The following is a 24,813-nucleotide window of genomic DNA, read 5'->3' as shown; positions in this document are numbered from 1 at the left end:
AGTCCGTCGCTCAAGGGGCCGCCGCCAGCGTCGTCGCGGCCGTCGCGCCCGGGACGCTGCCGGTCGGCACGCTGGGCGGGTTCTCGTCCGGCCACGGCGGCGGAAGCGTATGCAGCGTCAGCGCCGTCGGAATCCGCGCGCCCTTGTAGAACGTCTTCAGGTCACGCTTCATCTGCGGACGGGCGACATCGTCCAGATAAGTCATGTGACCGCCCTGGAAGAAGTTCACCTGCAGCTTCGGATTCAGGCCCTTCACCGTCTGCAGCCGCGCGAGTTGCTTCTCGGTGTTGAAGAACGGCGTCGCGAGATCGTGGAAGCCATTCTCCGCGAGCACGCGAAGCTTCGGGTTGAGCTGCAGTGCGCCGAGCAGATCGGGGATCGTGTCGGGCATCGGCTGGCCGTCGTGCGAGAAGTCCCATACGCCGATGATGTTGTCGTTCAGCGGCAGGTAGGTCGCGTTCGGCGCGGTGTAGCCGAGGTAGTCCGGCATCTGCGTCGCGAGCGCGTTCGTGAACGGCTGCGAGATCAGGATGTCGGACGGGTCGCCGTCGTTCTGCAGCCGCGGATCGGAGTTCGGCAACGACACGCGTCCGTCATACCGGCCGATCGTCGTTCCGGGCAACATGCTCGTGCCGAACGGGTTCGCGTTGAAGTAGCCGCGCAGCGCCTGTTGCGTCAGGCTCGACGGGATCGACCACAGCTGGAGCGTCGCATCGCTCGGGAACACCGGCGTGCCGAGCGCATCCGGAATGCCGAGCTGGCTCAACACCCACGACTGCGAGTACTTCTGCAGCTGGTTGTAGATCAGCGTCGTGAACAGTTCCGTCTGCAGTGCGTACAAAGCCTGGTTCACCGGCGCCGGCGATACCTGGTTGAAGTACGCCGCGACCGCCGCATAACCGGGCAGATAGCCTGCCACCGTATCGGTTTCGAGCAGCAGCCCTTCCGTGGACTGCGTGATCGCCACCGCTTCCACCGCATCCGCGAAGTAGTTCAGGATCGCCGACTGCAGCACGATGCCCGTCAGGTGCACGCCGGCCGATTCGAGCGCAAGCGCCAGCATGTCGGTACGCGGCGTGCCGTACGATTCGCCGTACAGGTAGATCGGCGACGTGCTGCGGCTGTTGACGTTCAGGTAGCGCTGGATGAAGTCGCGCATGATGTTCACGTCCGCGTCGGAACCCCAGTACTTCTGGTTGGTGTTCGGCAACACGGCTTCCGACAGCCCGGTGCCCGGCGGGTCGATGAACACGAGGTCGGTGGTGTCGATCAGGCTTTCGGCGTTGTCCACGAGCGGATAGTTCGGCCAGTTGCTGCCGAACAGCGGGTCGGGCGTGGCAACGCGGGTCGGTGCGAACGAGCCGAGGCGCAGCCAGATCGACGACGAGCCGGGGCCGCCGTTATACACGAACGTGACGGGGCGCGGCTTGCCGTTCGTGCTCGGCGCGGTGTACGCGACATACGACATCGACGCTTCCGCATTGCCGTTCGCGTCCTGCGCGGTCAGGTGGCCGGTGGTCGTCGTGTAGTTGATGGTCGTGCCGCCGGACTTCCACTGGTAATGCATGACCGCCGCTTTCTCGGACACCTGCGCGGCGGCGAGGCCGTCGGTCGCATTCATCGAATACGCGACCTGATCGACGTAAGGCTGGTTGGCCGCCGGCGCCTGACTGCTGGCCGCTTGTGCGCTGGCCTGCTGGCTGGCTGTCGCCTGCGCGAGGCTCGACGCGCCGACGGACGACGAATCGTCGCCGCCGCATGCGGCGAGCGCCAGTGTCATGACGGACAATGCGCCTAGCCCGGCCAACCGGCCGTGACGACCACGGCGGCTGCCGGTACAGCTCCTGTCTGATTTCATCTCTGCCCTTTGATTTGGTTCGGATACCGCTTCACAAAGGCCGCCTTCGCCGGCGAGACGCGCAGCAACACCCGCCACTCGCGCATAAGGCGGTTGGGATCGGACTGCTTCAAGAGACTGAACGTGATACAGACACAGCAAACTGCTGGCGAGAATCGTGCTTGAACCGCCCCCTGCAGTTTGGACTTCTTTTCTGATTACCGAAATTTACGACATCGACAAAATAGGCGGTGCTGCGCCGCGTTGTCAAAGATCATTCCGATATTAAAAATCCCGTAATGATGCGAAGGCCGGCCAGTGTCTGGCATTTGAAAGAAATACGGGATTATTCGTGCAAGGTGCGCTTTATCGGCAATACTGCACCGAATATTTTACTTTTCCCGCACAGCGCAGAAGCCTTTGCCGTATTGATGCGGCGCCACGAAAGCCTTCAGATCGACTCGATTTTTCTTTCATTTTTATTATTCGCAATCGATTAAGAAAGTGTGGTGGCATGTATATGCGATTCGATGATTCGATTCACTTCTACTGTTCTTTAATCCTGGGGCTTATGTACGCCTCGCCATCCATAAAATACCGATTCCGTTAATTTTCATCGGCCGCGGTGGAATTATTTACCCGATTTCCGACCGGCTTTTCCGCAGTGCGAGCGGCGCGCACTACACACGCCGCCGCCCGCGCAACGACGCGCGGCAGTGCCGCACGTCGTCCATCGCCAATACTCAACCCGCCATCAATGCCCGCCGCCCGGCAGCGCGATATCGATCAGCACCGGATCGTGATCCGACGAACGATACGCATCCGGCGCGTAGAACGTCTTCTGCTGCTCGGCCGACTTGTACGCGAGCGTGTACTGCAGCGCGAGCGGCTCGTCCGCGTTGATGTGCCATTCGTGCACGGCCTTCACGTGCGATGCGAGCGGCAGCGTCGCGAGCGCATGATCGAGATAGCCGGCTTCGCCGTTGTACACGTAGCTGTACGCGTTCGCGCCGATCCAGCGCGCGACGAGGTTGCGATAGCCGCGCGATTCGAGCGTGCGGATCGGGTCTTCATGCGTGTAGCTGTTGAAGTCGCCAATCAGCAGCACGCCCTGGCCCGCGACACCCGTCGGCGTGCCGGCGAGCCAGTCTGCGACCTTCGCCGCCGCGCGCGTGCGCGTCGGGTTCCAGCAACCCTGGCCATCGCCCTGGTCGAGATCGTCGTTGGCGGCGTCCGGGCAGTTCTTCGACTTCAGGTGGTTCACCGCGATCGTCAGCGCCTGCTTGCCGCCGATGCGGCGGAACGACTGCGCGAGCGGCTGGCGGTTCTTGTCGTCGATCGCGAGCGTGGCCGCGCGGCCGACCGGTTCGACCTTGCGGCTGTCGTAGATCATCGCAACCGCGATCGCATCGCCGCCGAGGCGCGATGTGCCCGGATCGACGACGCGCCAGTGGTTGCCGAGCTTCGCCGCGAGCTGGCGCACCGCGCTCAGTTCGCCATAGCCGTTGTTCTGGACTTCCATCAGGCCGATCACGTCGGCGTCGAGCGCCTTCAGCGCGCTGACGATCTTCGCTTCCTGACGCTGGAATTCCGGGTAGTTCTTCGCACCGCGATTGTTCGGATCGTCGAAGCCGCCGCCCAGACCGTTGCCGTTGAAGTAGTTGAGGACGTTGAACGACGCAACGCGCAGGTTCGATTTCGGATCGCGCGCGGGTGCGTTGGTGCGCGGGTTCGTGCGCGTTTCAAATGCCGGCACGGCCGCGCCGGGCAGCGGCTGCACGCGCCATGCGCCGTAACGCACTTCGAGCACGCCTTCGACGTCGCGCACCGTGTAGCCCGCGCGCAGCGTGTTCGCGGCCGACAGGCCCGGCGCCGGATACGGCACGGTCGCGGGGTTCTGCTTGTTCGAACCGTCGTCGAGGACCAGGCGGTTGCGCGCGTTCGCGTCGATCTGCGTCTGCGCCTGGGCGGGCGGCACGACGCTCGTCGGCGTGCGCAGGCGGCCGTTGCTGAGCAACACGCTGCCGTAGCGGCCGAGCTCGTAGTTGTCGGTCACGTTCAGCGTCTGCGGCAGGCGCACGAGCATCCCTTCATACGCGGCGAATGCGTTCGGGCTGTCGACCGGCAGCGTGAGCGTCGCGGGCGTGACGGTCTGGCCGTTCGCGCACACCGCGATCGCACCCGACTGCGTGAGCTGCGTCTGCCCGTATTTCTCCTCGACCTTGCCCGTCACGTGCACGAGATCGCCGGCCTTCGCGCGCACTTTCGGCGCATAGACGAACAGGCCTTCGGACACGCCCGGCTGGTTGCGGCGCTGCGCGTCGGCCTGCTGGACGAAGAAGCCGCCGAAGCCGTCCGTACCGCCGAAATCGGCGGTGACGACGGCTTCGATCGACACGTTCTGGCCGGCCAGCGGCGACGGCGCGCCCGGCCCCTGGATATCGGCAATGGGCGTCGCGCTGCCGCCGCAGTTCGGGCTGACGGGCGCGGCGGTGGCGGCGATCGCCGGGGCAGCGAGCGTGGGCAGAAGCAATAGCGGGGCAAACAGGTGGATTGTCGAGCGCATGACGGGGAATCCCGGTTGTGAGGGTGGCGAAAGCTTAGCGGCGCTCAATGACAGTTTTTGGTAATCGACAGACAGGCCAATGTAATTATCGGTATCGCGCCGCGATCGCAACCGCCCGCGCCGGTTGTGCCTGAAAACGCAGGGGAATCGTCTGACAAAAAATCCGCCGTGTTCGCGACGATTCCCCTGCGTGACCTCCGGCATCACACCGCCGCGCTAAACCGTCCCCGGCAACGCGCTCGACACGAGCACGGCCGCCACCATCAACACGCCGGCCAGCACGACCGCCTCGATCCGCAACACCGCGCCGAACCGGCGCAACGGGCCGGCCGGCATCGCGGCGGCCGGGTCCTTCAGCGCGGCCAGCAGCTTCGGCATCCCGAAGAACCGGTTGTGTCCGCCGAGCACCGCGGCAATCAGCACGAGCGCGAGCTTCAGCAGCAGGATCTGTCCGTACGTCGATGCAAGCAGGTTGGCGGGCGTATCGACGCCGCGCCATCCGTTGTACGCGCCGGTCGCGAACAGCACGATCAGCGCGTATGTCGACGCGTCGGAAAGCGACTGCACGAACGACGCGCCGGTCACGCGTTCGCTCGCAGGCATGCCGGCAAGACGCGGCATCACGCCGAACGCCGTCACGAGCACGAGCCCGACCCACGCGCTGATCGCGAGCAGATGCAGCCAGTCGACCCATACCGGCACGCTGAACAGCCCCGCGTCGACCGGATGCCCGCCGTTGCTGCGCGCGAGCGCGACGCATGCGAGCGCGGCCCACATCGCGAACGGAAAGCGCGAATCGTTCGCATGCCTGATGAATGACAGCAACACGATGACGACCATGAACACGGCGCCGGCCAGCCACGCGTGACCGAAGCCCGTGCCCACGAGCATCGCGCGAACGGACGGCCCCGCTTCGAGCATCGACACCTCGCTCATCAGCGCGCAGTGCGCCCAGAACGCGGTGATGCTCGCGAGCAGCGACACGACGGACGCGATGCGCAGCGTCGCGACGAGACGCCGCCCGATGCCGTGCTGCCACGCCGACGTGCCGCGCGCGAGCCAGTGACTGCCGAGCAGCGCGCCGACGATCACCGCGAACCCAGCGTTCTGGACCGCCACCGATACGAGCCGCAGCAGGCCGACGAAGCCCTCGTTCACCCTTTCACCTTGAACGTATAGGTGCCCTTGGTGCGATGCGCGTCGGCCGTCATCGCCACCCATTGCACCGTGTACGCGCCCGGCGCGAGCTTCGGCATCGCGACGGTCATCACGCGCGGGTTCGACGCATCGACCTTCGCCTTTTCCTGCGTGACGGCGTTGCCGTTCGCGTCCGACACCTTCACCGAACTGAAGGTCGGTTCGAGGTCTTCGTTGAACGTAAGACGCACCGTGTCGGGCGCCGTCTCGACCGTGCTGCCTGTCGCGGGCGCGGCGCTTTCCAGCTTGCCGTGCGCCGATGCCGCGACCGGCGCGGCCGCGACGATCGCGCCCGCTGCGGCGAAGGCGGCCAGCCGCCTGAGAGTCGTGATCTTCATGTGCATGCCCGGCGTCACAGCTTCTTCATTTCGACGACGGTCAGCGCGCCGCCTACGTCCTCGGCGACGAAGTCGATCTTGTCGCCGGCCTTCACCTGCGACAGCATCGCGGGGTCCTTCACCTTGAACACCATCGTCATCGCATCCATCCCGAGGTTGTCCAGCGGGCCGTGCTTGATCGTCAGCCTGCCGGCGGCCGTGTCGACCTTGCGGATCTCGCCGTGCGACATGCCCTGCTTCGCGTCGGCGCCCTGCTTCGCGCCGCCGCTCATGTCCATGCCGGCCATGTCGCCGGCCGCGTACGACGCGGCGGAAAACGCCAGCGCGCAACCCATTGCAATCGAAACCAGTCCTTTCTTCATCGTGCTTACTCCTGAGTGAGTGAATCTAAACCGGCAGCCGCATCGGCACGGCCGCCGCCTGCTGCCGCCTGCTGCTGCTCAGCCGTCCGGCAATTCGCCGGTGTACTCGTATGCGACGGTGCCCTTCGGATGCCGGAACCAGCCCGGATCGCGATAGTCGTTGCGGCCGAGCCCCTGCCGCACCTTGAGCACCGTGAACATGCCGCCCATCTCCAGCGGCCCGAACGGACCCGTGCCCGTCATCATCGGCAGCGTGTTGTCGGGCAACGGCATCTCCATGCCGCCCATCGCGCCGCCCGTGCTGCCCATTGCCATGTAGTCCGGCACGAGCTTGCCGATCTTTTTCGCGAGATCCTTCTGCGGCACGCCGATCAGGTTCGGTACCTGGTGGCCCATCGCATTCATCGTGTGATGCGACTTGTGGCAATGGAATGCCCAGTCGCCCGGGCGATCGGCGGTGAACTCGATCGCGCGCATCTGGCCCACCGCGACGTCGGCCGTCACTTCCGGCCAGCGCGCCGCCGGCGGAATCCAGCCGCCGTCGGTGCCCGCGACTTCGAAGCTGTAGCCGTGCAGGTGGATCGGGTGGTTCGTCATCGTCAGGTTGCCGAAACGAATCCGCACGCGGTCGCCCGCGCGCACCGGCAGCGGATCGATGCCCGGGAACACGCGCGAGTTGAAGGTCCACATGTTGAAATCCGTCATCTCGTTCACGCGCGGCGTGTAGCTGCCCGGATCGATGTCGTACGCGGAGAGCAGGAACACGAAGTCGCGATCGACCGGCATCGTGCCGCGATCCTTCGGGTGCACGATGAACATGCCCATCATCCCCATCGCCATCTGCACCATCTCGTCGGCGTGCGGGTGATACATGAACGTGCCGTGCGACTCGAGCTGGAACTCGTAGACGAAGGTCTTGCCGGGCGGAATATGCGGCTGCGTCAGGCCGCCGACGCCATCCATCCCGTTCGGCAGCCGCAGCCCGTGCCAGTGGATCGTCGTGTGCTCGGGCAGCCGGTTGGTCACGAAGATGCGGACCTTGTCGCCTTCGACGGCCTCGATCGTCGGGCCCGGCGACTGGCCGTTGTAGCCCCACAGGTTCGCGTTCATGCCGGGCGCCATCTCGCGCACGACGGGCTCGGCCGTCAGGTGGAATTCCTTCCAGCCGTTCTTCATCCGCCACGGCAGCGTCCAGCCGTTCAGCGTCGCGACGGGCGTGTATGGCCGGCCGTTGGGCGGCACGAGCGGCGGCTGCGTGGCGGTCTTCGCCATCGTGGGCGCTTCGGGCAGCGACGCGGCGCCGGCCTTGCTGACCATCGCGGCGCCCAGCAGCGCGGCGCCCGAGCCGCTGAGAAATTGTCGACGGGACACCATGTCAATGACCTTCAGGATGCGTTGCGGGCGCCGGTTGCGCCGCGGGTGAGGAAGCCGGCTGCGGCGCAGCGTCGGCTTTGGGTTCGGGTTCGGCGGAAGCCGCCGCGCGCGGCACGGGGCCCGCGGTCGGCAGCCGGCCGCCGACGGCCATCTGCAGATCGGTTTCGGCGAGCCAGTAATCCTTCAGCGAATCGATGTAGCCGTTCACCGCGCCGACCTGTTCGCGCGCATCGGTCAGCAGTTCGAACACGCTCGCGAGCATCCCGTTGTAGCGCAGCAGCAGTTCGTCCGAGATCGTCTTGCGCAGCGGCACGACCTCGTCGCGATAGTGTTTCGCGACGTCGTAGCTCGTCACGTACGCCGCGTACGATTCGCGCACGTCGGAGCGTGCATCGATGGCCGTCTTCGCGAGCCGGTTCGCCGACTGCATGTAGACGGCCTCGGCTCGCGCAACCTTCGCGCCGCCCCAGTCGAACAGCGGAATCTCGACGCTGATCTCGTAGCCGTGCTCGTGACCCTTGCCGGTCTCGTAGTTGTTCACGTAGCCGAGATCGACCGCATTGACGAAGCGCGTGGCCTTGCTGAGCCCGAGCGACGACGCGACGCCTTGCGTCTGCAGCTTCGCGGCCTGGATGTCGAGGCGGTTGCTCATCGCGAAGCGTTCGAGATCGGGCAGATCCGGGCGCGCTTTCGGCAGGTCGGGCAAACGGTCGGGCAGCGCGTACTGCGTGCGTTCGCCCCATAGCCCCATCGCGCGCGTGAGCTTCTCGCGCGCGGCCACGGCCTGCTGGCGCGCCTTCGCGTGCTGCGCGACCGCGTCGGCATGGAACGCCTGTTCGCGCGCGTAATCGAGCCGGCTGAAGTTGCCGGCCTGCCGCATGCGCTGCGCGAGTTCGGCCGCCGCGCTCGCCGATTCGCGCACCTGCTGCGCATAGTTCGCGGCCTGCTCGGCCGCGACGGCCTCGACATACGCACGGCGCGCGTCGGCGGCCACCTTCAGCATCGCGTCGGCCGTTTCGAGCTTGGTCTGCTCGAAACGGCGGCGTTCGATGTTGGTCGCGAGCGGCATCGTCAGCAGCGCGAACACGTTCGCCGAGAACGTGCGGCCGAGCGTCAGTTCGCCGTCGCCGGCGCGGGTGCGGCTGAACGAGAAGCGCGGGTTCGGCAGCCGGCCGGCCTGCACGAGGTCGGCCTCCGACAACCCGAGTTCCGCGTACGACGCCTGCAGGCCACGGTTGTTCAGCAGCGCGACCTGCACTGCGTCGTCCATCGACAGCGGTTTCGCGAGCAGTTCGCGGGTCCGCTTGTCGACGGCTTCGCGGTCGGCATCGGTACGGACGACGACGGCGTCTTTCCCGATCCGCTCCGATGCGGTGGACGACACGGCGTCGAAGCCGCCGTCCTTCGAAAACGTCGTGCAGCCCGCGAGGAACGCCAGCACGACCGCAGCCGCGCCGATCCGCGGCGATATCGCCAGGTTCTTCATCGCGCGGCCCCTCCGTGCATCGAATGGGCGCCGCCGTTGCCCGCCGGGATGCCGGGCTTCGCGGCGCCGGTCGTGCGCCCCTTTGCGGGCCGTTCCATCACGTCCCGGTTCAACTGCTTCCAGCCCGGGCCTTCGTCGTCCCGATACGGCCGGTAGCCGTCGAATGCGGACGTCACGGTGACGTCCGGCACCGTCGCGGCGGCGTCCGCCGGATCGGGAAACGGAGTTTGCGCAGGCGCGAGCGACGGCACGAAGGCCGCCGCGCTCAACAGCGCCGCAGTGATCAATCGCATGAATAAATCTCGTCGTGAGTCGTCCGGCGGACCGCGTACGGCCGCCAGCGTGGATTGCGGGTCGCGGCCGGCCGGCCGCGGGCAGGGACTAGACGGGAATCCGGCGAGGCGGCCGCTCGACGCCGCCGGTCAGGAACGACACGACGACGGCCGAAGGCGGGTACGACGCGATCGCGATGCTGGCGTCCGACGCAGCCTGCACCGCGGGCACGCCCGACATGCCCGTGCCGAAGCAGCAGGACACACAGGCGGCGCACGACGACGCATGCGGTGCGGAGCTGTCGTGGCTGTCGTGATCGGCGTGGCTACCCTGCGCGCCGTGCGCGATCGGCATCGCGTGCGACGCCGCTTCCCCATGCGGCACCGCAGCGGCCGCGCACTGCATCGAAACGGTCGCGAACGACTGGATCGGCACGCTCAGCGCCAGCAGCACGACGAGGATGAATTTGCGCCAGTACGACATGGAAACGGAATCAGGCAAGCAACGACCGGATGGGCCGGCGCAGCGCCGCGACGGCGCGCACCGGAGACAAGACGGCTGCAGCTTATCGTCGCCGCCGTGACGACGACATGGTCGAAACATGACGGGATTTTCATGAAACGCGGGTGGAGCGGCGCACGCACGCTTCATGAAAATTCCGTCATCCGGCGGTCATCTTTCGCGCACGCACGGCGCCTTAAGCTCAGGCGTTACACTGACCGGCTGGAATCACGGACAGCCTGCCTCACCATGCGGATACTGATAGTCGAAGACGAACCCAAGATGGCGTCGTACCTCCGGAAGGGGCTGATGGAGGCGAGCTACACGGTCGACATTGCAGAGAACGGCAAGGACGGGCTGTTCCTCGCGCTGCACGAGGATTTCGATCTCGTCGTGCTCGACGTGATGCTGCCGGAGATGGACGGCTTCGAGGTGCTGCGGCGGCTGCGCGCGCAGAAGCAGACGCCCGTGCTGCTGCTCACGGCCCGCGAGGCGATCGAGGACAAGGTCGCCGGGCTCGAACTGGGCGCCGACGACTACCTGCTCAAGCCGTTCGCGTATGCCGAATTCCTCGCGCGCATCCGCTCGCTGCTGCGGCGCGCGCCGCGCAACGTGCGCGACATCCTGAACGTGGCCGATCTCGAAGTCGACCTGATCAAGCGCCGCGTGCGGCGCGCCGACAACCGCATCGACCTGACCGCACAGGAATTCGCGCTGCTGCAGTTGCTCGCGGAACGCGAGGGCGAAGTGCTGACACGCACCTTCATCACATCGCAGATCTGGGACATGAATTTCGACAGCGACACGAACGTCGTCGATGCGGCGATCAAGCGGCTGCGCGCAAAGATCGACAATGCGTACGACAAGAAGCTGATCCACACGATCCGCGGCATGGGGTACGTGCTCGAGGATCGTTCGTGACCGCCGGCCCGGCTGCGTATTCGCTGCTGCGGCGCCTGACGCTCGCGTTCGCCGTCGTCGCCGCGCTCGTGTTCGCGCTGACCGGCGCGTACCTCTATCGCTCGCTGTCGGCCGAATTGAAGCGGCGCGACGACATCGAGATCTCCGGCAAGCTCAACCAGTTCCTGCAGCTTGCACGCGCGAGCGGCTCGACGGCCGCGCTGCGCGCCGATCCGGCCGTGTTCCACGAAGTGCTGCTGTCGCATCCGGGCGTCTATCTCGGCATCTACGACGGGCAGAACCGCCCGCTCGTCGAGCACACCGACGAAGCCGGCAACACGCTGGCCTCGGTGGTCGCGGCGCCGCATCCGGCCGGCGGGCCCGGTGGGCCCGGCGGCCCGTTCACCTGCTCGCCGCCCGGCATCGGCACGTCACGCTGCGTGTATGCGCGCGACACGCTGCGCTCCGGCGAGACGATCCAGGTCGCGCTCGCGCGCACGGCGACCGATCGCCAGTCGCTGCTCGAAAGCTATCGCGTCGACATCTGGCTCGCGGCGGCCGTCGGCGCGCTGCTGGTCGGCGCGCTCGGCCATGCGGTCGCGTCGCGCGGCCTGCGCCCGGTCGAGAGCCTCGGCCGGCAGACGTCGCGCATCGAGGCGCACAACCTGAATGCGCGTCTCGACGCGCGCGGCGGCCCCGTCGAGCTGCGCGAACTCGCGACCTCGGTCAACCGGATGCTCGACCGCCTCGAACGCGCGTTCGTGCGGCTGTCGCAGTTCTCGTCCGATCTCGCGCACGACATGCGCACGCCGCTCGCCAACGTGATCAGCTCGTCGCAGATCACGCTGTCGCGCGCACGCACGACTGAGGAATACGAAGCGCTGATCGATTCGAATATCGAGGAATGCGAACGGCTGCAGCGGATGATCGAGAACATGCTGTTTCTCGCGCGCACCGACAATGCGCGGCAGCACCTGAAAACCGCCGAACTCGACGCGGGCAGCGAACTGCGCCGGCTCGCGTCGTATTTCCAGGCGCTGGCCGACGAGGCCGGCGTGCGCATCGACGTGCATGGCGACGCGCCGGTCGTCGCGGACGCGACGCTGTTCCGGCGCGCGGTCAGCAACCTCGCGTCGAACGCGCTCGAACACGCGGAAACCGCATCGACGATCGAGCTGGCCGTGTCCGCGCAAGCCGGTTACGCGATCGTCGAGGTCACGAATCGCGGCGTGGCGATTCCGCCCGAACAGGTCGACCGGATCTTCGAGCGCTTCTACCGCATCGATTCGTCGCGGCACGGTGCGGCGCGGAACGCGGGGCTCGGGCTCGCGATCGTCAAGTCGATCATGGAGCTGCATCGCGGCAAGGTCGAGGTCGTGAGCCGCGACGGACGCACGACGTTCGCGCTTTACTTTCCGCGCGGCACCGACAGCTAGACCGTGCGCCGCCGGCTTGCGATCACCGGGCTTGCGCGGCACCGAACGATCCGCGCAGGCAGACGAGCAGCACGATGGTCGCCGCGCTGAACACCGCCCCCGCGTAGAACGTGGCCGCAGCGCCCACCCGGTCCCACAGGATGCCGGCGACGACGCTCGATGCGAGCGTCACGACGCCGCTGAGCAGATTGAACACGCCGAACGCCGTTCCTCTCAATTCGGACGGCGCGGCATGCGCGACCATCGTCGCCAGCAACCCCTGCGTCATCCCCATATGGAGCCCCCACAGCGCCACGCCGACGAGGACGGTGCCCCAGTGGGTGCCGTGCGCGAGCACGAGGTCCGCAGCGATCAGCATCACGAGTCCGGCCACCATCAGCTTCGTGTGGCTCGTCGTGTCGGCGAGCTTGCCGAACGGGTAGGCCGACAACGCATACACGACATTCATCGCCACCATCACGAGCGGCACGAGCGCGACGGGTACGCCGCTGCCCATCGCGCGCAGCACCAGGAACGCCTCGCTGAAACGGGCCAGCGCGAATACGGCGCCGACGGCGACGACCCACCAGTAGCGGGCGCCGAGTTGCTTCACGACGTCGCGGCGGATCGGGTTGACGCGCTTGTCGCCCGGCGCGCGCGCCGGCTCTTCGATACCGAACGCGAGCAGCGCCACGGCCAGCATGCCCGGGATCACGGCCAGCCAGAACGCGAGGCGGAAGTCGTCGCGCCACGTCAGCATGATGGCGACGGCCAGCAGCGGCCCGAGAAACGCCCCCACCGTGTCCAGCGATTGCCGCAGCCCGTACGCGGCGCCGCGCAGGTGGACCGGCGTGACGTCGGCCACGAGCGCATCGCGCGGCGCGCCCCGGATTCCCTTGCCGATCCGGTCGACGATCCGCGCCGTCACCACGACGCCGATCGTCGGCGCGATGGCGAACAGCGGCTTGCTGAGCGCGCCGAGCCCGTAGCCGGCGACTGCCAGCCACTTGCGATTGCGCAGATAGTCGCTCAACGTGCCGGAGAACACCTTGACGACCGGCGCCGTCGCCTCGGCGATCCCCTCGATGACGCCGATCGCGGTTGCGCTCGCGCCGAGTCCCGCCATCAGGAACATCGGCAACAGGCTGTGGATGATTTCCGACGACACGTCCATCAACAGGCTGACGCAGCCCAGCACCCAGACGCTGCGCGGAATCTGACGAAGAATGCCGGTCGACGGTTCGGTCTGCATGGGTCGCTCCCGCTTCGGGAATCCTGACATGGACGCCACCGATACTACTGCACGCCCGTGACACGCGGCACGCACGGGCTGTCGCGTGTGCGTCGCGCGCCGCCCTATTCCGCCGGCTCGCGCCGGATCTTCGCCTGCCGGCGCGAGCGGTCGTTCAGTATCTGATGCCGGCGATGGTCGGTCAGCTTCTTCCAGTCGCGCGCCTCGTCGCGCGTGCGCAGGCAGCCGACGCAAAAGCCCGTTCGACCGTCGAACGCGCACAGCTCGATGCACGGCGATTTCACGGCCACGATCAGGCCGCCTTCGCGGGCGTCATCACTTCGACGGTCACGTGCGACACGCCGTCGAAGCGCGCGATCAGTGCATGGTAGAAACGCGCATCGCGCGCCGCGTCGCCGGTTTCGACCGACACGATCGCACTCATGTGCCCGGGGCCGACGCGCCAGACGTGCAGATCGTTGACCTTGTCGCCGAGCGTCTCGATCGCGCGCCGAACGTTGTCCGCCAGCTTGCGATCGACGTTGACGTCGAGCAGGATGCCGCCCGTATCGCGCATCAGTCCGTAGGCCCAGTTCGCGATCACCAGCGCGCCGACGATGCCCGCGAGCGGATCCATCCAGACCCATCCGAACGCACGCGCGAGCAGCAGGCCGACGATGGCCAGCACCGACACGGCCGCGTCGGCGATCACGTGAATGTAGGCGGACCGGATGTTGTGGTCGCGGTGGGCCGCCGCGTGCGAACCATGACCGTGATGCGCGTGATGCGCGTCGTCGTGGTCATGATCGTGGTCGTGGTCGTGGTCATGGTCATGGTCATGGTCATGCCCATGATGATGACCGTGACCGTGCCCGTGATGGTGGTCGCCGCTCAGCAGCCACACGCTGGCCAGGTTCACCGCGAGCCCCAGTACCGCGATCGGAATCGCTTCGCTGAAGTGAATGGGCACGGGAGACAGGAGACGCGCGACCGCCTCATAGCCGATCAGCAGCGCAATCATCGCCAGCACGATCGCACTCGTGAACCCGGCGAGGTCGCCGAGCTTGCCCGTGCCGAACACGAAGCGCTGATCGTCGGCATGCTTGCGCGCGTAGGTGTAGGCCAGCGCCGCGATCAGCATCGCGCCCGCATGTGTCGACATGTGCAGCCCGTCGGCGACGAGCGCCAGCGACCCGAACAGCGTGCCGCCGACGATTTCGGTCACCATCATCGCCGTGCACAGGCCGATGACCATCCACGTCTTGCGTTCGTTCTGCTCGTGTGCGGCGCCCAGAAATGCGTGGCTGTGCCTGCCGCCGGCCGCCATACCGTTGAATCCGTTCATTTTCATTCCGCTTACTTGAAATAGCTGTGGACGACCTCGATCAACTGCTCGGTCGCGCTGCCCTCATGCGCGTCGGGCGTGTCCGCATCGACGAGGTGCGACCGGATGTGGTCTTCCAGCACGACGGCCAGCAAGCCGTTCATCGCGCCTCGGCAGCTCGTGATCTGCTGCAGCACGTCGTTGCAGCCGCGCTCCTCTTCGAGCGCGCGCTCGATCGCTTCGACCTGGCCCTTGATACGGCGCACGCGGTTCAGCAGCTTCTGTTTTTCACGAACGGTATGGCTCATCGACGACTCCTACATAGGGTAGGGGAGTATATATCCGAAACGTTTCCCCTATAGGGTAGAGGGGTATATTTTTCGAGATGAAGGCTTGTCGAAAGAAATCCGCCCGGCTAGACTTTCGCTGTCTTTGGGGAGTAGCCTGCTTTCCGTCCTCCGGAAAGCGAACGCGTCAACACACTCGGCCTTCGGCCGTGGCGCGTTCGACCGAGTCGGTTTGGCGAGACCATGGGCGCATCGCGTCGTTCCTGGTCGGACGTCGGCGGATGCGCCATGGTTCGTCAGCGTCCGACCACGGAGTCCCCATGTTCCTCCCAGCCTTTTCCCCGCACCCCGTCGCCCGCTACGCACCTGCCTGCGGAGGCGCCGCATGACTTTCATGTTCCTCGAACTGGCGTTCATGCTGGTCGTGATCCTGGTGGCCGCCGAGGTCTTCACCAATGCGCTCGAACATCTCGGCGAACGTCTGAAGATTTCCGAAGGCGTGACGGGGTCGCTGTTCGCGGCCGTCGGCACCGCGCTGCCCGAAACGATGGTGCCGCTGCTCGCGCTGGCCGGCGGCACGGCGAACCAGGCCGTCAACGAGGAAATCGGCGTCGGCGCGATTCTCGGCGCGCCGCTGATGCTTGCGACGCTCACCACCTTCCTGATGACGCTCGCCGTGATCCGCTCGCGCGGGCTGCGCGGCACGATCGCGCCCGAGCGCACGGGTTTCGTACGCGACATGAACTACTTCCTCGCCGCGTTTTCGCTGGCCACCGCGGCGATGTTCGTCCCGCATCACAACTGGGCCGTGCGCGCGCTGCTCGCCGCGATGCTGGTCGGCATCTACGTGATGTACGTCGTGATGACGTTCCGCGCGTCGAGCCAGCTTGTCGATGCCGGGCACGGCACCGAGGCGCCGCATACGATGTTCCTGGCGCGCACGGGCCTGCCGACCAACCTGGCGACCATCGCGCTGCAGTTGCTGCTCGGCGTCGCGCTGCTGGTCGGCGGTGCGAAGGGCTTCATTCACGGCGTGGAAGGCGTGTCGCACGTGCTCGGCGTATCGGCGCTGCTGCTGTCGCTGATCATCGTGCCGATTGCCACGGAATTGCCGGAGAAGGTCAACAGCGTGCTGTGGATCCGCCGCAAGAAGGACACGCTCGCGTTCGGCAACATCACCGGCGCGATGGTGTTCCAGGGCACGCTGCTGCCGGCGATCGGCATCATGCTGACGCCGTGGGAGCCGCGCCCTGAAGTGCTGACCGGCGTGATCGTCACGCTCGCGGCAGCGGCCTGGCTGCGCATCAATGCGCGCACGCGCGGGCTTGCGATCTGGGCGTTGCTCGCGAACGGTGCGGGTTATGCGGGGTATCTGTTCCTGACGCTGGCGCGCTGAACGCGTCTGGATGCGTTCGGGTGCGCGTCGGCCTGCAGCACGTATGCACAGCCGGGCGCATCCGTACCCGCTCGTACCAGGCGCGCAGATTCGCATACCGGCTCAGGTCGATGACGGGCGACACGATCGATGTCGAACTCGATCCGCACACCGCCGCGCGTCTCGACGGCAATCCACATTACGTGATTCGCCTCACGCCCGGCGAGCACGATCCCGTCGCGCTGCGCGCCGCGCTGAAGGAAATCCTCGACGGCAAGAGCGAGTACCGCGACAGCAGGCGATGGCGCTCGAGCGGTACGCGTGATTCGCTTCGAATCGCCAGGCTAAGGCGAGCTCGCCCGGATGGCCGTGGCGATATCGCGGCTTACCGCGGCAAGCGCGCGATCGTGCGCCGCGATGAGCGCGTCGTATCCCTGCCCGTGCACGACTTCGCGCGCGACCGAGCGTCCCGCGATCGCCACCGCCTTTCCCGGTGGCCGTACTGCCCACAGCGCTTCGATCGTGACCGAATCGCCCGGCGCCGACTCGAAACGCATGACGTCCACACGGACGCGCCATGCAGGCGCCATGTTCGGTCCCGAATCAAACACATTCACGCGAGCCGAACCCAGCAGTTGGCCGATATCGGCGGCAATGACCCGGGCGATGTCCGTCTTCAGCGGTTCGGCCCATCGGGCGAACTCGTCGAGCGATACCTGGTTGCCGGCGACGCGCGTGACGATCTGCGGGCGGTCGACAAGTTCCGGCACCGTCACCGGGTTGACCACGACGCAGACGGGCGCGTCTGAACCACCAATCGCCTGTCGCGTTCACGCAGCGCTTCGATCTGAAACAGATCGCTGCTTAACCCGTTGGCCTCCGCGAATTCCGTCCGACCTCAGTGTCGCTCGCGCTCACCGCGACACATCCCAAAGCTGGCCATGCGGCAGCAATACCGTCGTCAGGCACCACCGTGTCAATGCGCAGGGTCACCTTTCTATTGCGGCGCGCGATTGCGCAGCGCATCGTAGATCGGCGGACAGTGCAGCATGGTGGGAACAATCATTGCGGCGAAGCACGATGTCAGCATCGGCAGGAGCAGCGTGAAATTTCCTGTCATCTCTGTAGCGAGGATGATGCCCGTTATTGGCGCACGCACAACGGCCGTAAAAAAGGCAGCCATGGCGACAACCGCGAATGCAGTGGGATCTGCGGCCACACCGGGGAACCAGTGAACGCAGATTTTTCCGAAAGCGAGGCCGGCTTGCGCGCCGACAGCAAGCATCGGCGCAAACAGCCCGCCCGGGGCGCCGGCCGCGTATGACACAGCGCCCAGCGCGAAACGGACTAGAAAAATGAGCGCGATGGCGGTCAGCGAGCCTGTTCCTTCGAGCGCACGTTGCGTAATGGCGTCACCGCCACCCACCAGGTCTGGTGCGAACCAGGCCAGTACGCCTACGCCGGCGCCCACCAGCACTGCTCGCGCTTCGGTGGGCCAACGCGACAATCGGTCGGCGACGGTAAGAGCGCCCAGTATTGCGTGGCTGTAGGCGACCCCAATCATACCGACGACTACCCCGAGTGCAAGGTGCGCGGGCACTGTCCCGAAGCCGGGGAAAGGCTGCGCCATCAACTGGAAGTCCGGCAAATCGCCATGGATCAGGCGTGCCACCGCAATCGCTCCTGCGGAGGCGCCGAGTGCCGAGATTGCCGTACGCGTCTCGAACCTTCGAACCAATTCTTCCAGTACAAACACCACACCGGCGATGGGTGAGTTGAATGCGGCAGCCAATCCAGCCCCGGCGCCAGCGGCCAATAACACGCGGCAATCGTCTGCGTTCCGGCGAAAAAGCGTCCCGATACTCTGAGCGATCGAGGCGCCCATCTGAACGGTTGGCCCCTCACGGCCAAGGGCTAGACCGCAACCGATCGCCAGCACACCGCCGACGAACTTCACCGGAATAAGGACAAACTGGGCGGCGTGTTCCTCTCCGTGCAGGACGGCTTCGACGTGAGGAATTCCGCTGCCGCTTGCCTGCGGTGCGAACCGACCGACGAGCCAAACCGCTAAGGCTGTCGAGGCCGCTATCGCAACGACCACAATGCAAAAGCCAATAACATTTTCCGCGTGTGCCCACGCGAGAAGTAAGGTGCGGAATCTGTCTGCCTCTTCAAGCGAGCGACGAAACAGCACCCCTACCAACCCTGCTACCGCGCCCACCATGAGTGACAGAAGGCCCGTTGCGATTAGCCCGCCGTGGTTCTCTTCGGCCGTGGTGGGCTTCATGATTGGCGCACGTCGATTTACGACGGCGTGCAGGTCCCGAACAACACGAACACGTCGTCGCGGTTGACGAGGGTCGCGGACATACCGCCCGACTTCGTGTCGAGCGCGATGCTCCATCCGTAGCCGAGTTCCGTGCCTTGCATGAGCAACTGGCCTTTGCCGGCTTCCATGTACCGGATCGCGGTCGAGCGCTGGGACGACCCAACGATCGTCTTCTTCGCGAAGTTGATGTGGACGAAGTCCGGTGCGCCCAGTATCCCGGGCAGCGTCCGGAAGCACACCTCGCCGATGTCGCAGAAGTGCGCGTCGATCGTTGCGCACAGGAGCGGCTTGCTGCCGTCGAAGTCCGCCCCGTGCCCCACCGACGGCGCCAGGCCGACGAGGAACGCGAGGGCGGTGGCCCGCAAAGGCTTCGGCATGGCGTTACCTCCTGTTTGTCGAGGACCGTCCCGCGAGCGCGTGCGCCGTGGCGGGTACGCGGGCGAGGCCGGCGCCCTGTCTACTCGACGGTGTAGCCGCGGCCGGTCATGCACGCCGCGACGGCTCGATTGTAGGTCGCAAGCTGGCCCGAGGCCTGCTGATGCGCGCCCGTTTGCTGCATTTCCATTTGCTGCTGCTCGCGTCGCATTCGCATGCCCATGCCCATCGAGCCGACAAGCGCGCCGATACCCGCACCCTCGCCCCAGTGGCCGCCGGCCGCGCCGCCGATCAGTGTGCCGAATAGCGCGCCGCCCCCGGCCCCGCGAAAGAGGCCACCGCGCCGCTCCGGCTGCGACGGGGCGCTCGACATCTGCTCGGCCAGCGCGACCGGATCGACGCCGGTGGTCTGCTGCGCCCACGAGCGGCATTCGGCGGTGTCGGTTTGCTGCTGCGCCGGACTCTGCCCTTTCGCCGGATAGCTGATCGGCTGCTGGGCCGCTGCCGCACAAGCCAGCGAGACGAGCGTGAGGCCGACTGAAAGGCAGGCGATTCGTTGCATGGCTCAGGTTCCCGTGAAAGTTGTCGGGCTTCGATGCGAGCGCGGTGCGGGGCTTGCCCTGGTGTGCCAATTCCTTCGCCTCGAGACGCCGCCGTCAATGATGGTCGAAGAGGCTAATCCGGCCGCTCTTGTAGAGCTCGCGGACCTTGGTCTTGAACGCCATCTTCGGCGTCTTCTTGCACTCGTCGACGATGACGCCGACCGCCGTCGCCGTGTCGACCACCATGGTGTCTGTCTCGCGGATGCCGAGCTTGTCGACGCCGGCGACCCAGTAGACGAGTGTGGGGCGGTAGACGTCGTCGACGGCGACGAATTCTTCACAGGTCATCTGTGCGGGACTGATCGGCGGGGCGGCCTGAGCCCTGACGGATTGCATGAGGCCGAGGCCCAGGACAAGGGCGACAATCGCAGTTTGCTTCATCTCGCGCTCCATTTCAGGAATTTGGCTACCGCACCACTGGCGGGGCATGCCCTCACACTCAAAATATGAATTCAACGTCGACGGTTCTTACTTCACCGCATAGTCGTGGACAACCGTGCCGAGGCCAAGCGTCAGGTCGGCCAGGATGTGCACTCCCGAGATCACTTCGAGCACCGGCAGCGCTGCGACTGGTGCGAGCGCATGATGGAAGAGCTCGAGCGCGGCAGGCCCTTCCCAGGCGCCTTTCACCGTTATGTCTTCGCAAAAGTAGCGCACCAGTTCGCAGATCCGTGCCGTGCCGTCCACATGCGGAATGATCTTCAGCAGGTAATTTGGCGCCGATAGCGATTCCTGCGTCTTGTCGAGCGGCAGCGCACGATGCTTGTAGCCCATCGTCGCAACCGCGATCGGAACGGGGCCGTATCTGAGCACACCGCCAATCGTGTCCTTCTCGACGCGCAGCACCGGCGACGCGAGTTTCTTCGGAAATCCCCAGATTTCGCGTCCCCCGGCGATCGGCGCCATGTCGTCGAGAAACATCGCGTGCACGTAGCTGCCCAGTTCATCCCGGAACCGTACAGGGATTACCTGTCCGCTTTCCGTGTAGTCACCGAAGCCCGTTGAATTCGGCATCCGGATGAATTCGAACTTGACGACTGGCTCGGTCATTTCCAACGGCGCGGGAATGACCTCGGCCAGCAAGTCGGGATCGGTCCGATACGTAACAATCAAGAACTCGCGATCGACAAAACGATACGGGCCCGGAGGAAACGCGGGGCTTGTGATCGGCATCGCGAAAGCGCGTTCCCTGACTTCGGATTCAGTCATCGCTTTTGCTCCTCTTGAGTTGGGTCTGGCGGCGTGAGATCACATACGTGAATGCCTTTAGCCAACTCCACGGCGTTGTGCCACGCTTGCGTTGCGATTGCTTGACGCACGTCGCCGAGACCACCTTCCCACAACTCGGTTACCGTTGCGCGCGAGAATTCGTAATCCTTGAAATCGAATGACTGCGTGTCGCGGCGATTGGTGAAGCGCGCCAGTACGACCTCCCCGCGCGAGCTGATCGCCGAGAGCCGCTGCACGTCGGGATCGGACAGCTTGTCTGGCGTCAGCATATCGAGAACGTGGCGCAATGAAGTGCGCAGTTCCTCTTGCTCGTTGATGCGGGCCGCGCTGAAGCGCGTCTTGCTCGCATACTGCAGGTCCTTCATACGTTCCTGTACCTGCTGCAGGTTTTGCGGTAGTGCGCCCGTGCTGCTGAATACATCGATCTGGAGTACGAGTGCGCTTTCCCGATAAGCCTCGTCGACCACATACCACAAAGGCGTATTCGACAAGATGCCACCGTCCCAATACCATTCGCCGTCGACATTCACGGGAGGGAAGCCAGGCGGCAGCGCGCTGCTGGCCATCACGTGCTCCGGGCAAATCCGGGTCTTCGTATTGTCGAAGTAAACTGACTGCCCGGTGCAGACATTGACCGTACCCAGCGACAGGCGCACGTCCTTGCGATTGATCAGATCGAAGTCGGCTAATGCCTCGAGCGTCGCCCTTAGCGGCTCGGTGTCGTAGAAGCTCAACGCGGCGAGGGTTCCGCCCGGTGCCATGAACGGCGGCAGCGTGCGCGGCGAGAAAAAGCCCGGGATGCCGAACGCGACTGCTGTGGCCGCGCTATAAAAATTGAACATCGGCCGCATGGTGTCCAGCAACGGCGGCGGTGTGAACGCTGACCATGCCGACGCGCGTTCCCAGAATTCGCGGAGCCGTTCGACTCGGCGCTCTGGGGGATTTCCGGCGATCAGTGCCGCGTTGATGGCGCCAATCGACACCCCTGAAATCCAGTTGGGAGCGATACCTGCTTCGAAGAGGCCTTCGAATACGCCGGCCTGATAGGCGCCGAGCGCCCCGCCGCCTTGCAGGACGAGGACGGTATTACTGAACCTCCGCCACGGTGTTGCCGTGCCCGGAGGCTCCGCTTTGTGGGCGCGGACCATAATCCTTCTCGACAATCGACAGCTGAGCGCATTACCCGCATAGACGGGCGGTAAACCCAAAGTAGGTCGATAGAATTGCACGCACAATCGGACTTTGGTCTCATCCCGCATCTCGCGCAAAAGGCAAGATGCAAGCACATTTCATCGAATGTAAGCAGACCCTCGCATATGTGGTGCCTGCCGCTGTTGATGGCGCGCGAACGCATCGAGCGACGCCTGATTGCCGGCGATGCGCGCAACGATCTGCGGCCGGTCGACGAGTTCAAGGTGCGACAGGCCGCCATGACCTGTCAGGGTCAAATGCGCGCAATGCCACGGCGATCCGCGTTGTCCGTGGACCAAGGTCCTTCTCATAGAGTTGCCCGTCCTGATTGATGATGAAGCTCATCACACCAGTCTTGCCGTATTCGACGGGCCACGCAACGAGAGCACATCCGTTGGTCAGGAGACCATTCCGGACGTATTCCTTCGTGCCCCCCACAGCGTGCGGCCCTTGTGCGGTCAGGACCCGGTAGTGGTAGCCGTAGTAGCCGTTTCTTGCGAGATCCGGGCCCGGCGGCATGATATTGGCAAGAGGGCCCAGTGGGCTCTGTGCCTCGCCCGGTTCGACGGACCAATACAGACCGTCTCGTTTACCTGGAGTACTAATGAAGCGCATCGCATAGTGCATGACCAGGTTGCGATATTCGTTCTGCGCATCAAGCCATGCGAGAGACGTCATCATGGCGGCACGCTCGTTGCGCCCGATGCGCCGTGTCAGCATTTCATCCATCGCGGCGCGAGGATTGAAGTGCCAGCCATCCACGCCATGCACGAGGGGAACCGGAAGTGTCCAGCCGCTTGTTCCGACAGCCAGATGCGCGCTCCTTTTCCCGTGGGCCGAGGGCTCGTCATAAACGATGTTGTGACCTTGTGACCACGCCGCGAGAAACGCGTAGATATCTTCCTGACCGATGTTCTCGGTCGGGATAAAACTCGAATAGTTTTTCCCCAGAACATGACTCGTGGCGACTGGATCGTTGGTGGCAAGCGCGTCGACCAACGCGTTGGCGGCGGCGTCCGGAGTAGCATAGGATGCCTGGCCTTGAGCGCTTCCGGCGCCCGCCAGCATGGCGCAAACGGTTAGCGTAAGTGCCAGGGCGCGCACATTCTTCGGACTGTATGCAGGAAAGCGAACCATGGGAAGCTCCATCAGGATATCAACGCCGCCGTTCGAAGCCGCCACCACCCAGTCCGCCGGCAGCGCGGCCCCCTCCGAATCGTTCAGAACCGAAGGCTCCACCGCCGGATCTGCCTTGCTCGAAGCTTCCACGGCCAAGCCTGCCGGGCTCGACTCGTTCACCTCGGGCGCTTCTGGCCATGTTCGCGTTGCTTGCCAATGTATTCCGACTAGCCAGGCCGCGTTGCATCTGCTGCCGGGCAGCATTACCGTCGCCTGCATCCCGCAGCGCATTGTCACGATTGATGTTTCGCGCACTGCTTGCCCAGTTGCTTCGATCTGCACTGCCGCCGTGCTGGATGCCTTGTAGCCTCTGGGTTGCGCTGCCGCCGAAGCTCTCGCCCGTCCTCGCCTGCAGTGTCTGCATGGCCTGCTCGCGTGACGCCTCGCGGCCGCGGTACTGATCGAGCTGCATGTTTCGCGTAGCGTTGCTGACGTTCATCGCGTTCCGGTTCCATGCTGTCGTGCTGCCGTTGACGTTGAGCCGGTGATTGACGTTAATGTTGTTGAAGTTGTTTACGTTGACATTGACGGTATGGCTGTTCCAGTTGAAACCGCCCCACAGCGAGTTCGCGACTGCAATGCCCGCCCCGAATGCCAGGCCGGTGGCAAAGGCTCCTGCAATGGCATATCCGGGGGGCGGCGGAATGTATACCGGCGGCCAGGCGGGATAAGGCCAGACGCCATACACAACAGTCGGGTTGTAGGCGGGCACGTACACGACCTGCGGGTTCGCCGGAGCGATCTGGATCGTGCTCTGTTCCACAACGACCCTTTGCTGGTCAGTCGACTTCAGGTGTCCCGCTTGCTGGGCCTGCTTGCGAAGTCGTTGAACGGAGTCCATCACATCGCCAGAATTGGCGAGAAACGCGTTACCGAGCTGCTCAACCCACTCAGGCTTCGAGTCCATCGTCGCCAACACCTGAGGAAACGCGACGAGCGACTGTACGCTCGGATCCCACGGTTGCGACGCGACGGCCCTGACGGCATTGTCGCCCTGCATTCGGGCATTCGCCCTGGACCACGCTGCGGCGGCCTGGACCTCCTGTGGAAAGGTCGCGGCCATCAATACCTGCGCAAGCAGCGCATCGGGATAGAGGGCAATGGGCGCAGTCAGCGAATCGAGTTGCTGGTTCGACATTTTCGCGGGGGCTTGCGCAAAAGCAGTTGAAGGCGTCGCAAAGGGAAGAAAAATTGCCGTACTTGTACCAGCCAGTGCTGCGCATAGCACCAGCAGGCACCGTGCCCCTGTAAACAGCTGCATGATCGGACTCCTCGGGAGTCAAGTTCGCTACCTTGCTGCCTCAATATGCGACCAGGCTCAGATTTCGTGCGTTCGGGCCGGCGTCAAACGTGTTCCGCGCCGCGGCGGTGATTCGGCCACCGGGCCCCGCCAGCCCCTTAACGAGCACCCGTGATCGATTTTCGGCTTTCCAGCTCGCGA

The 24,813-nt window shown here is 65.2% G+C and carries 26 protein-coding genes and 1 riboswitch; of the genes, 4 read left to right on the top strand and 22 right to left on the bottom strand.

Annotation, left to right across the window (positions count from 1 at the left end; translation table 11 throughout):
- Positions 1-10: 10 nt before the first annotated feature.
- Entirely contained in the window at positions 11-1,858 is a 1,848-nt protein-coding gene (locus tag LXM88_RS32160) for a S10 family serine carboxypeptidase-like protein (RefSeq protein ID WP_262543481.1), read from the bottom strand.
- Positions 1,859-2,088: 230 nt separating this feature from the next.
- On the opposite strand from LXM88_RS32160, the gene LXM88_RS32155 reads away from it, so the two are divergent.
- Complete coding sequence (locus LXM88_RS32155) at positions 2,089-2,337, top strand: hypothetical protein (RefSeq protein WP_262543480.1); 249 nt, start codon at positions 2,089-2,091, stop codon at positions 2,335-2,337.
- Positions 2,338-2,591: 254 nt separating this feature from the next.
- On the opposite strand, the gene LXM88_RS32150 is transcribed toward LXM88_RS32155, so the two are convergent.
- The 8 genes from LXM88_RS32150 to LXM88_RS32115 all read right to left on the bottom strand — a co-directional run bounded on the left by LXM88_RS32150 (position 2,592) and on the right by LXM88_RS32115 (position 9,916).
- Positions 2,592-4,403 (bottom strand): ExeM/NucH family extracellular endonuclease, encoded by a 1,812-nt coding sequence (locus LXM88_RS32150; protein ID WP_262543479.1) that lies wholly within the window; start codon positions 4,401-4,403, stop codon positions 2,592-2,594.
- A 216-nt stretch (positions 4,404-4,619) separates the two neighbouring features.
- Positions 4,620-5,561, bottom strand: coding sequence for a copper resistance D family protein (locus LXM88_RS32145; RefSeq protein WP_262543478.1), 942 nt, complete (start codon positions 5,559-5,561; stop codon positions 4,620-4,622).
- The gene (gene copC / locus LXM88_RS32140) at positions 5,558-5,938 is read right to left on the bottom strand and encodes a copper homeostasis periplasmic binding protein CopC (protein ID WP_262543477.1); all 381 of its coding nucleotides are present in this window, start codon (positions 5,936-5,938) and stop codon (positions 5,558-5,560) included. The genes LXM88_RS32145 and copC overlap by 4 nt, the downstream gene beginning before the upstream one ends.
- Positions 5,939-5,952: 14 nt before the next feature.
- On the bottom strand, positions 5,953-6,300 hold the full coding sequence (locus LXM88_RS32135) for a copper-binding protein (RefSeq protein ID WP_262543475.1): 348 nt from the start codon (positions 6,298-6,300) through the stop codon (positions 5,953-5,955).
- Between the two features lie 78 nt (positions 6,301-6,378).
- Complete coding sequence (locus LXM88_RS32130; protein WP_262543474.1) at positions 6,379-7,674, bottom strand: multicopper oxidase family protein; 1,296 nt, start codon at positions 7,672-7,674, stop codon at positions 6,379-6,381.
- A 1-nt stretch (position 7,675) separates the two neighbouring features.
- On the bottom strand, positions 7,676-9,160 hold the full coding sequence (locus LXM88_RS32125) for a TolC family protein (protein ID WP_262543473.1): 1,485 nt from the start codon (positions 9,158-9,160) through the stop codon (positions 7,676-7,678).
- A complete protein-coding gene (locus LXM88_RS32120; RefSeq protein ID WP_262543472.1) occupies positions 9,157-9,453 on the bottom strand; it encodes a hypothetical protein in 297 nt (98 codons plus the stop codon). The genes LXM88_RS32125 and LXM88_RS32120 overlap by 4 nt, the downstream gene beginning before the upstream one ends.
- 88 nt (positions 9,454-9,541) lie before the next feature.
- Positions 9,542-9,916: a hypothetical protein gene (locus tag LXM88_RS32115; RefSeq protein WP_262543471.1), complete on the bottom strand. Its 375-nt coding sequence runs from the start codon at positions 9,914-9,916 to the stop codon at positions 9,542-9,544.
- 267 nt (positions 9,917-10,183) lie between these two features.
- Here LXM88_RS32115 and LXM88_RS32110 point away from each other — a divergent pair, with 267 nt between their 5' ends.
- Positions 10,184-10,855: a heavy metal response regulator transcription factor gene (locus tag LXM88_RS32110; RefSeq protein ID WP_096475220.1), complete on the top strand. Its 672-nt coding sequence runs from the start codon at positions 10,184-10,186 to the stop codon at positions 10,853-10,855.
- Positions 10,852-12,270, top strand: coding sequence for a heavy metal sensor histidine kinase (locus tag LXM88_RS32105; RefSeq protein ID WP_262543469.1), 1,419 nt, complete (start codon positions 10,852-10,854; stop codon positions 12,268-12,270). The genes LXM88_RS32110 and LXM88_RS32105 overlap by 4 nt, the downstream gene beginning before the upstream one ends.
- 22 nt (positions 12,271-12,292) lie before the next feature.
- Here LXM88_RS32105 and LXM88_RS32100 read toward each other — a convergent pair whose 3' ends face one another.
- From LXM88_RS32100 to LXM88_RS32085, 4 genes are all read right to left on the bottom strand, one after another.
- Positions 12,293-13,501 carry an MFS transporter gene (locus tag LXM88_RS32100; protein ID WP_262543467.1) on the bottom strand — a complete coding sequence of 403 codons (1,209 nt, stop codon included), beginning with the start codon at positions 13,499-13,501 and terminating at the stop codon, positions 12,293-12,295.
- Positions 13,502-13,605: 104 nt separating this feature from the next.
- Positions 13,606-13,791: a DUF1289 domain-containing protein gene (locus tag LXM88_RS32095; RefSeq protein ID WP_083214482.1), complete on the bottom strand. Its 186-nt coding sequence runs from the start codon at positions 13,789-13,791 to the stop codon at positions 13,606-13,608.
- Positions 13,792-13,793: 2 nt separating this feature from the next.
- On the bottom strand, positions 13,794-14,825 hold the full coding sequence (gene dmeF / locus LXM88_RS32090) for a CDF family Co(II)/Ni(II) efflux transporter DmeF (protein WP_262543466.1): 1,032 nt from the start codon (positions 14,823-14,825) through the stop codon (positions 13,794-13,796).
- Positions 14,826-14,836: 11 nt separating this feature from the next.
- Entirely contained in the window at positions 14,837-15,112 is a 276-nt protein-coding gene (locus LXM88_RS32085) for a metal/formaldehyde-sensitive transcriptional repressor (protein ID WP_096475699.1), read from the bottom strand.
- A gap of 114 nt (positions 15,113-15,226) precedes the next feature.
- Positions 15,227-15,405, top strand: a riboswitch (yybP-ykoY riboswitch).
- Positions 15,406-15,476: 71 nt separating this feature from the next.
- On the opposite strand from LXM88_RS32085, the gene LXM88_RS32080 reads away from it, so the two are divergent.
- Positions 15,477-16,487 (top strand): sodium:calcium antiporter, encoded by a 1,011-nt coding sequence (locus tag LXM88_RS32080; protein WP_262543465.1) that lies wholly within the window; start codon positions 15,477-15,479, stop codon positions 16,485-16,487.
- A gap of 323 nt (positions 16,488-16,810) precedes the next feature.
- Here LXM88_RS32080 and LXM88_RS32075 read toward each other — a convergent pair whose 3' ends face one another.
- The 9 genes from LXM88_RS32075 to LXM88_RS32035 form a co-directional block, all read right to left on the bottom strand.
- Entirely contained in the window at positions 16,811-17,236 is a 426-nt protein-coding gene (locus tag LXM88_RS32075; protein ID WP_318654721.1) for a PqiC family protein, read from the bottom strand.
- A 227-nt stretch (positions 17,237-17,463) separates the two neighbouring features.
- Positions 17,464-18,753 carry a H(+)/Cl(-) exchange transporter ClcA gene (clcA, locus tag LXM88_RS32070; RefSeq protein ID WP_262543463.1) on the bottom strand — a complete coding sequence of 430 codons (1,290 nt, stop codon included), beginning with the start codon at positions 18,751-18,753 and terminating at the stop codon, positions 17,464-17,466.
- Positions 18,754-18,770: 17 nt separating this feature from the next.
- Positions 18,771-19,172: a hypothetical protein gene (locus tag LXM88_RS32065; protein ID WP_262543462.1), complete on the bottom strand. Its 402-nt coding sequence runs from the start codon at positions 19,170-19,172 to the stop codon at positions 18,771-18,773.
- A gap of 80 nt (positions 19,173-19,252) precedes the next feature.
- Entirely contained in the window at positions 19,253-19,732 is a 480-nt protein-coding gene (locus LXM88_RS32060; RefSeq protein WP_262543461.1) for a glycine zipper family protein, read from the bottom strand.
- A 94-nt stretch (positions 19,733-19,826) separates the two neighbouring features.
- Complete coding sequence (locus LXM88_RS32055; protein ID WP_262543460.1) at positions 19,827-20,153, bottom strand: HdeA family protein; 327 nt, start codon at positions 20,151-20,153, stop codon at positions 19,827-19,829.
- Between the two features lie 87 nt (positions 20,154-20,240).
- Positions 20,241-20,981: an acetoacetate decarboxylase gene (locus LXM88_RS32050; protein WP_262543459.1), complete on the bottom strand. Its 741-nt coding sequence runs from the start codon at positions 20,979-20,981 to the stop codon at positions 20,241-20,243.
- Entirely contained in the window at positions 20,978-22,150 is a 1,173-nt protein-coding gene (locus LXM88_RS32045) for a patatin-like phospholipase family protein (protein ID WP_262543458.1), read from the bottom strand. Before LXM88_RS32045 ends, LXM88_RS32050 begins: the two co-directional genes overlap by 4 nt.
- Positions 22,151-22,412: 262 nt before the next feature.
- Positions 22,413-23,375, bottom strand: coding sequence for a DUF2950 domain-containing protein (locus LXM88_RS32040; protein ID WP_262543457.1), 963 nt, complete (start codon positions 23,373-23,375; stop codon positions 22,413-22,415).
- The gene (locus tag LXM88_RS32035) at positions 23,350-24,633 is read right to left on the bottom strand and encodes a DUF3300 domain-containing protein (RefSeq protein ID WP_262543456.1); all 1,284 of its coding nucleotides are present in this window, start codon (positions 24,631-24,633) and stop codon (positions 23,350-23,352) included. The genes LXM88_RS32040 and LXM88_RS32035 overlap by 26 nt, the downstream gene beginning before the upstream one ends.
- Positions 24,634-24,813 lie beyond the last annotated feature (180 nt).

The organism is Burkholderia sp. S-53, assembly GCF_025560745.1.
GTDB lineage: Bacteria > Pseudomonadota > Gammaproteobacteria > Burkholderiales > Burkholderiaceae > Burkholderia > Burkholderia pyrrocinia.
Note: the sequence above shows the minus strand (reverse complement) of the source record. Positions and strands in the feature narration are given on the sequence as shown.

Excerpts from the sequence above, each read along its gene's own strand:
- LXM88_RS32160 (WP_262543481.1), bottom strand. The coding sequence starts at position 1,858 with ATGAAATCAGACAGGAGCTGTACCGGCAGCCGCCGTGGTCGTCACGGC.
- LXM88_RS32150 (WP_262543479.1), bottom strand. The coding sequence starts at position 4,403 with ATGCGCTCGACAATCCACCTGTTTGCCCCGCTATTGCTTCTGCCCACG.
- copC (WP_262543477.1), bottom strand. The coding sequence starts at position 5,938 with ATGAAGATCACGACTCTCAGGCGGCTGGCCGCCTTCGCCGCAGCGGGC.
- LXM88_RS32135 (WP_262543475.1), bottom strand. The coding sequence starts at position 6,300 with ATGAAGAAAGGACTGGTTTCGATTGCAATGGGTTGCGCGCTGGCGTTT.
- LXM88_RS32130 (WP_262543474.1), bottom strand. The coding sequence starts at position 7,674 with ATGGTGTCCCGTCGACAATTTCTCAGCGGCTCGGGCGCCGCGCTGCTG.
- LXM88_RS32125 (WP_262543473.1), bottom strand. The coding sequence starts at position 9,160 with ATGAAGAACCTGGCGATATCGCCGCGGATCGGCGCGGCTGCGGTCGTG.
- LXM88_RS32120 (WP_262543472.1), bottom strand. The coding sequence starts at position 9,453 with ATGCGATTGATCACTGCGGCGCTGTTGAGCGCGGCGGCCTTCGTGCCG.
- LXM88_RS32115 (WP_262543471.1), bottom strand. The coding sequence starts at position 9,916 with ATGTCGTACTGGCGCAAATTCATCCTCGTCGTGCTGCTGGCGCTGAGC.
- LXM88_RS32110 (WP_096475220.1), top strand. The coding sequence starts at position 10,184 with ATGCGGATACTGATAGTCGAAGACGAACCCAAGATGGCGTCGTACCTC.
- LXM88_RS32100 (WP_262543467.1), bottom strand. The coding sequence starts at position 13,501 with ATGCAGACCGAACCGTCGACCGGCATTCTTCGTCAGATTCCGCGCAGC.
- dmeF (WP_262543466.1), bottom strand. The coding sequence starts at position 14,825 with ATGAACGGATTCAACGGTATGGCGGCCGGCGGCAGGCACAGCCACGCA.
- LXM88_RS32085 (WP_096475699.1), bottom strand. The coding sequence starts at position 15,112 with ATGAGCCATACCGTTCGTGAAAAACAGAAGCTGCTGAACCGCGTGCGC.
- LXM88_RS32080 (WP_262543465.1), top strand. The coding sequence starts at position 15,477 with ATGACTTTCATGTTCCTCGAACTGGCGTTCATGCTGGTCGTGATCCTG.
- clcA (WP_262543463.1), bottom strand. The coding sequence starts at position 18,753 with ATGAAGCCCACCACGGCCGAAGAGAACCACGGCGGGCTAATCGCAACG.
- LXM88_RS32065 (WP_262543462.1), bottom strand. The coding sequence starts at position 19,172 with ATGCCGAAGCCTTTGCGGGCCACCGCCCTCGCGTTCCTCGTCGGCCTG.
- LXM88_RS32060 (WP_262543461.1), bottom strand. The coding sequence starts at position 19,732 with ATGCAACGAATCGCCTGCCTTTCAGTCGGCCTCACGCTCGTCTCGCTG.
- LXM88_RS32055 (WP_262543460.1), bottom strand. The coding sequence starts at position 20,153 with ATGAAGCAAACTGCGATTGTCGCCCTTGTCCTGGGCCTCGGCCTCATG.
- LXM88_RS32050 (WP_262543459.1), bottom strand. The coding sequence starts at position 20,981 with ATGACTGAATCCGAAGTCAGGGAACGCGCTTTCGCGATGCCGATCACA.
- LXM88_RS32045 (WP_262543458.1), bottom strand. The coding sequence starts at position 22,150 with ATGGTCCGCGCCCACAAAGCGGAGCCTCCGGGCACGGCAACACCGTGG.
- LXM88_RS32035 (WP_262543456.1), bottom strand. The coding sequence starts at position 24,633 with ATGCAGCTGTTTACAGGGGCACGGTGCCTGCTGGTGCTATGCGCAGCA.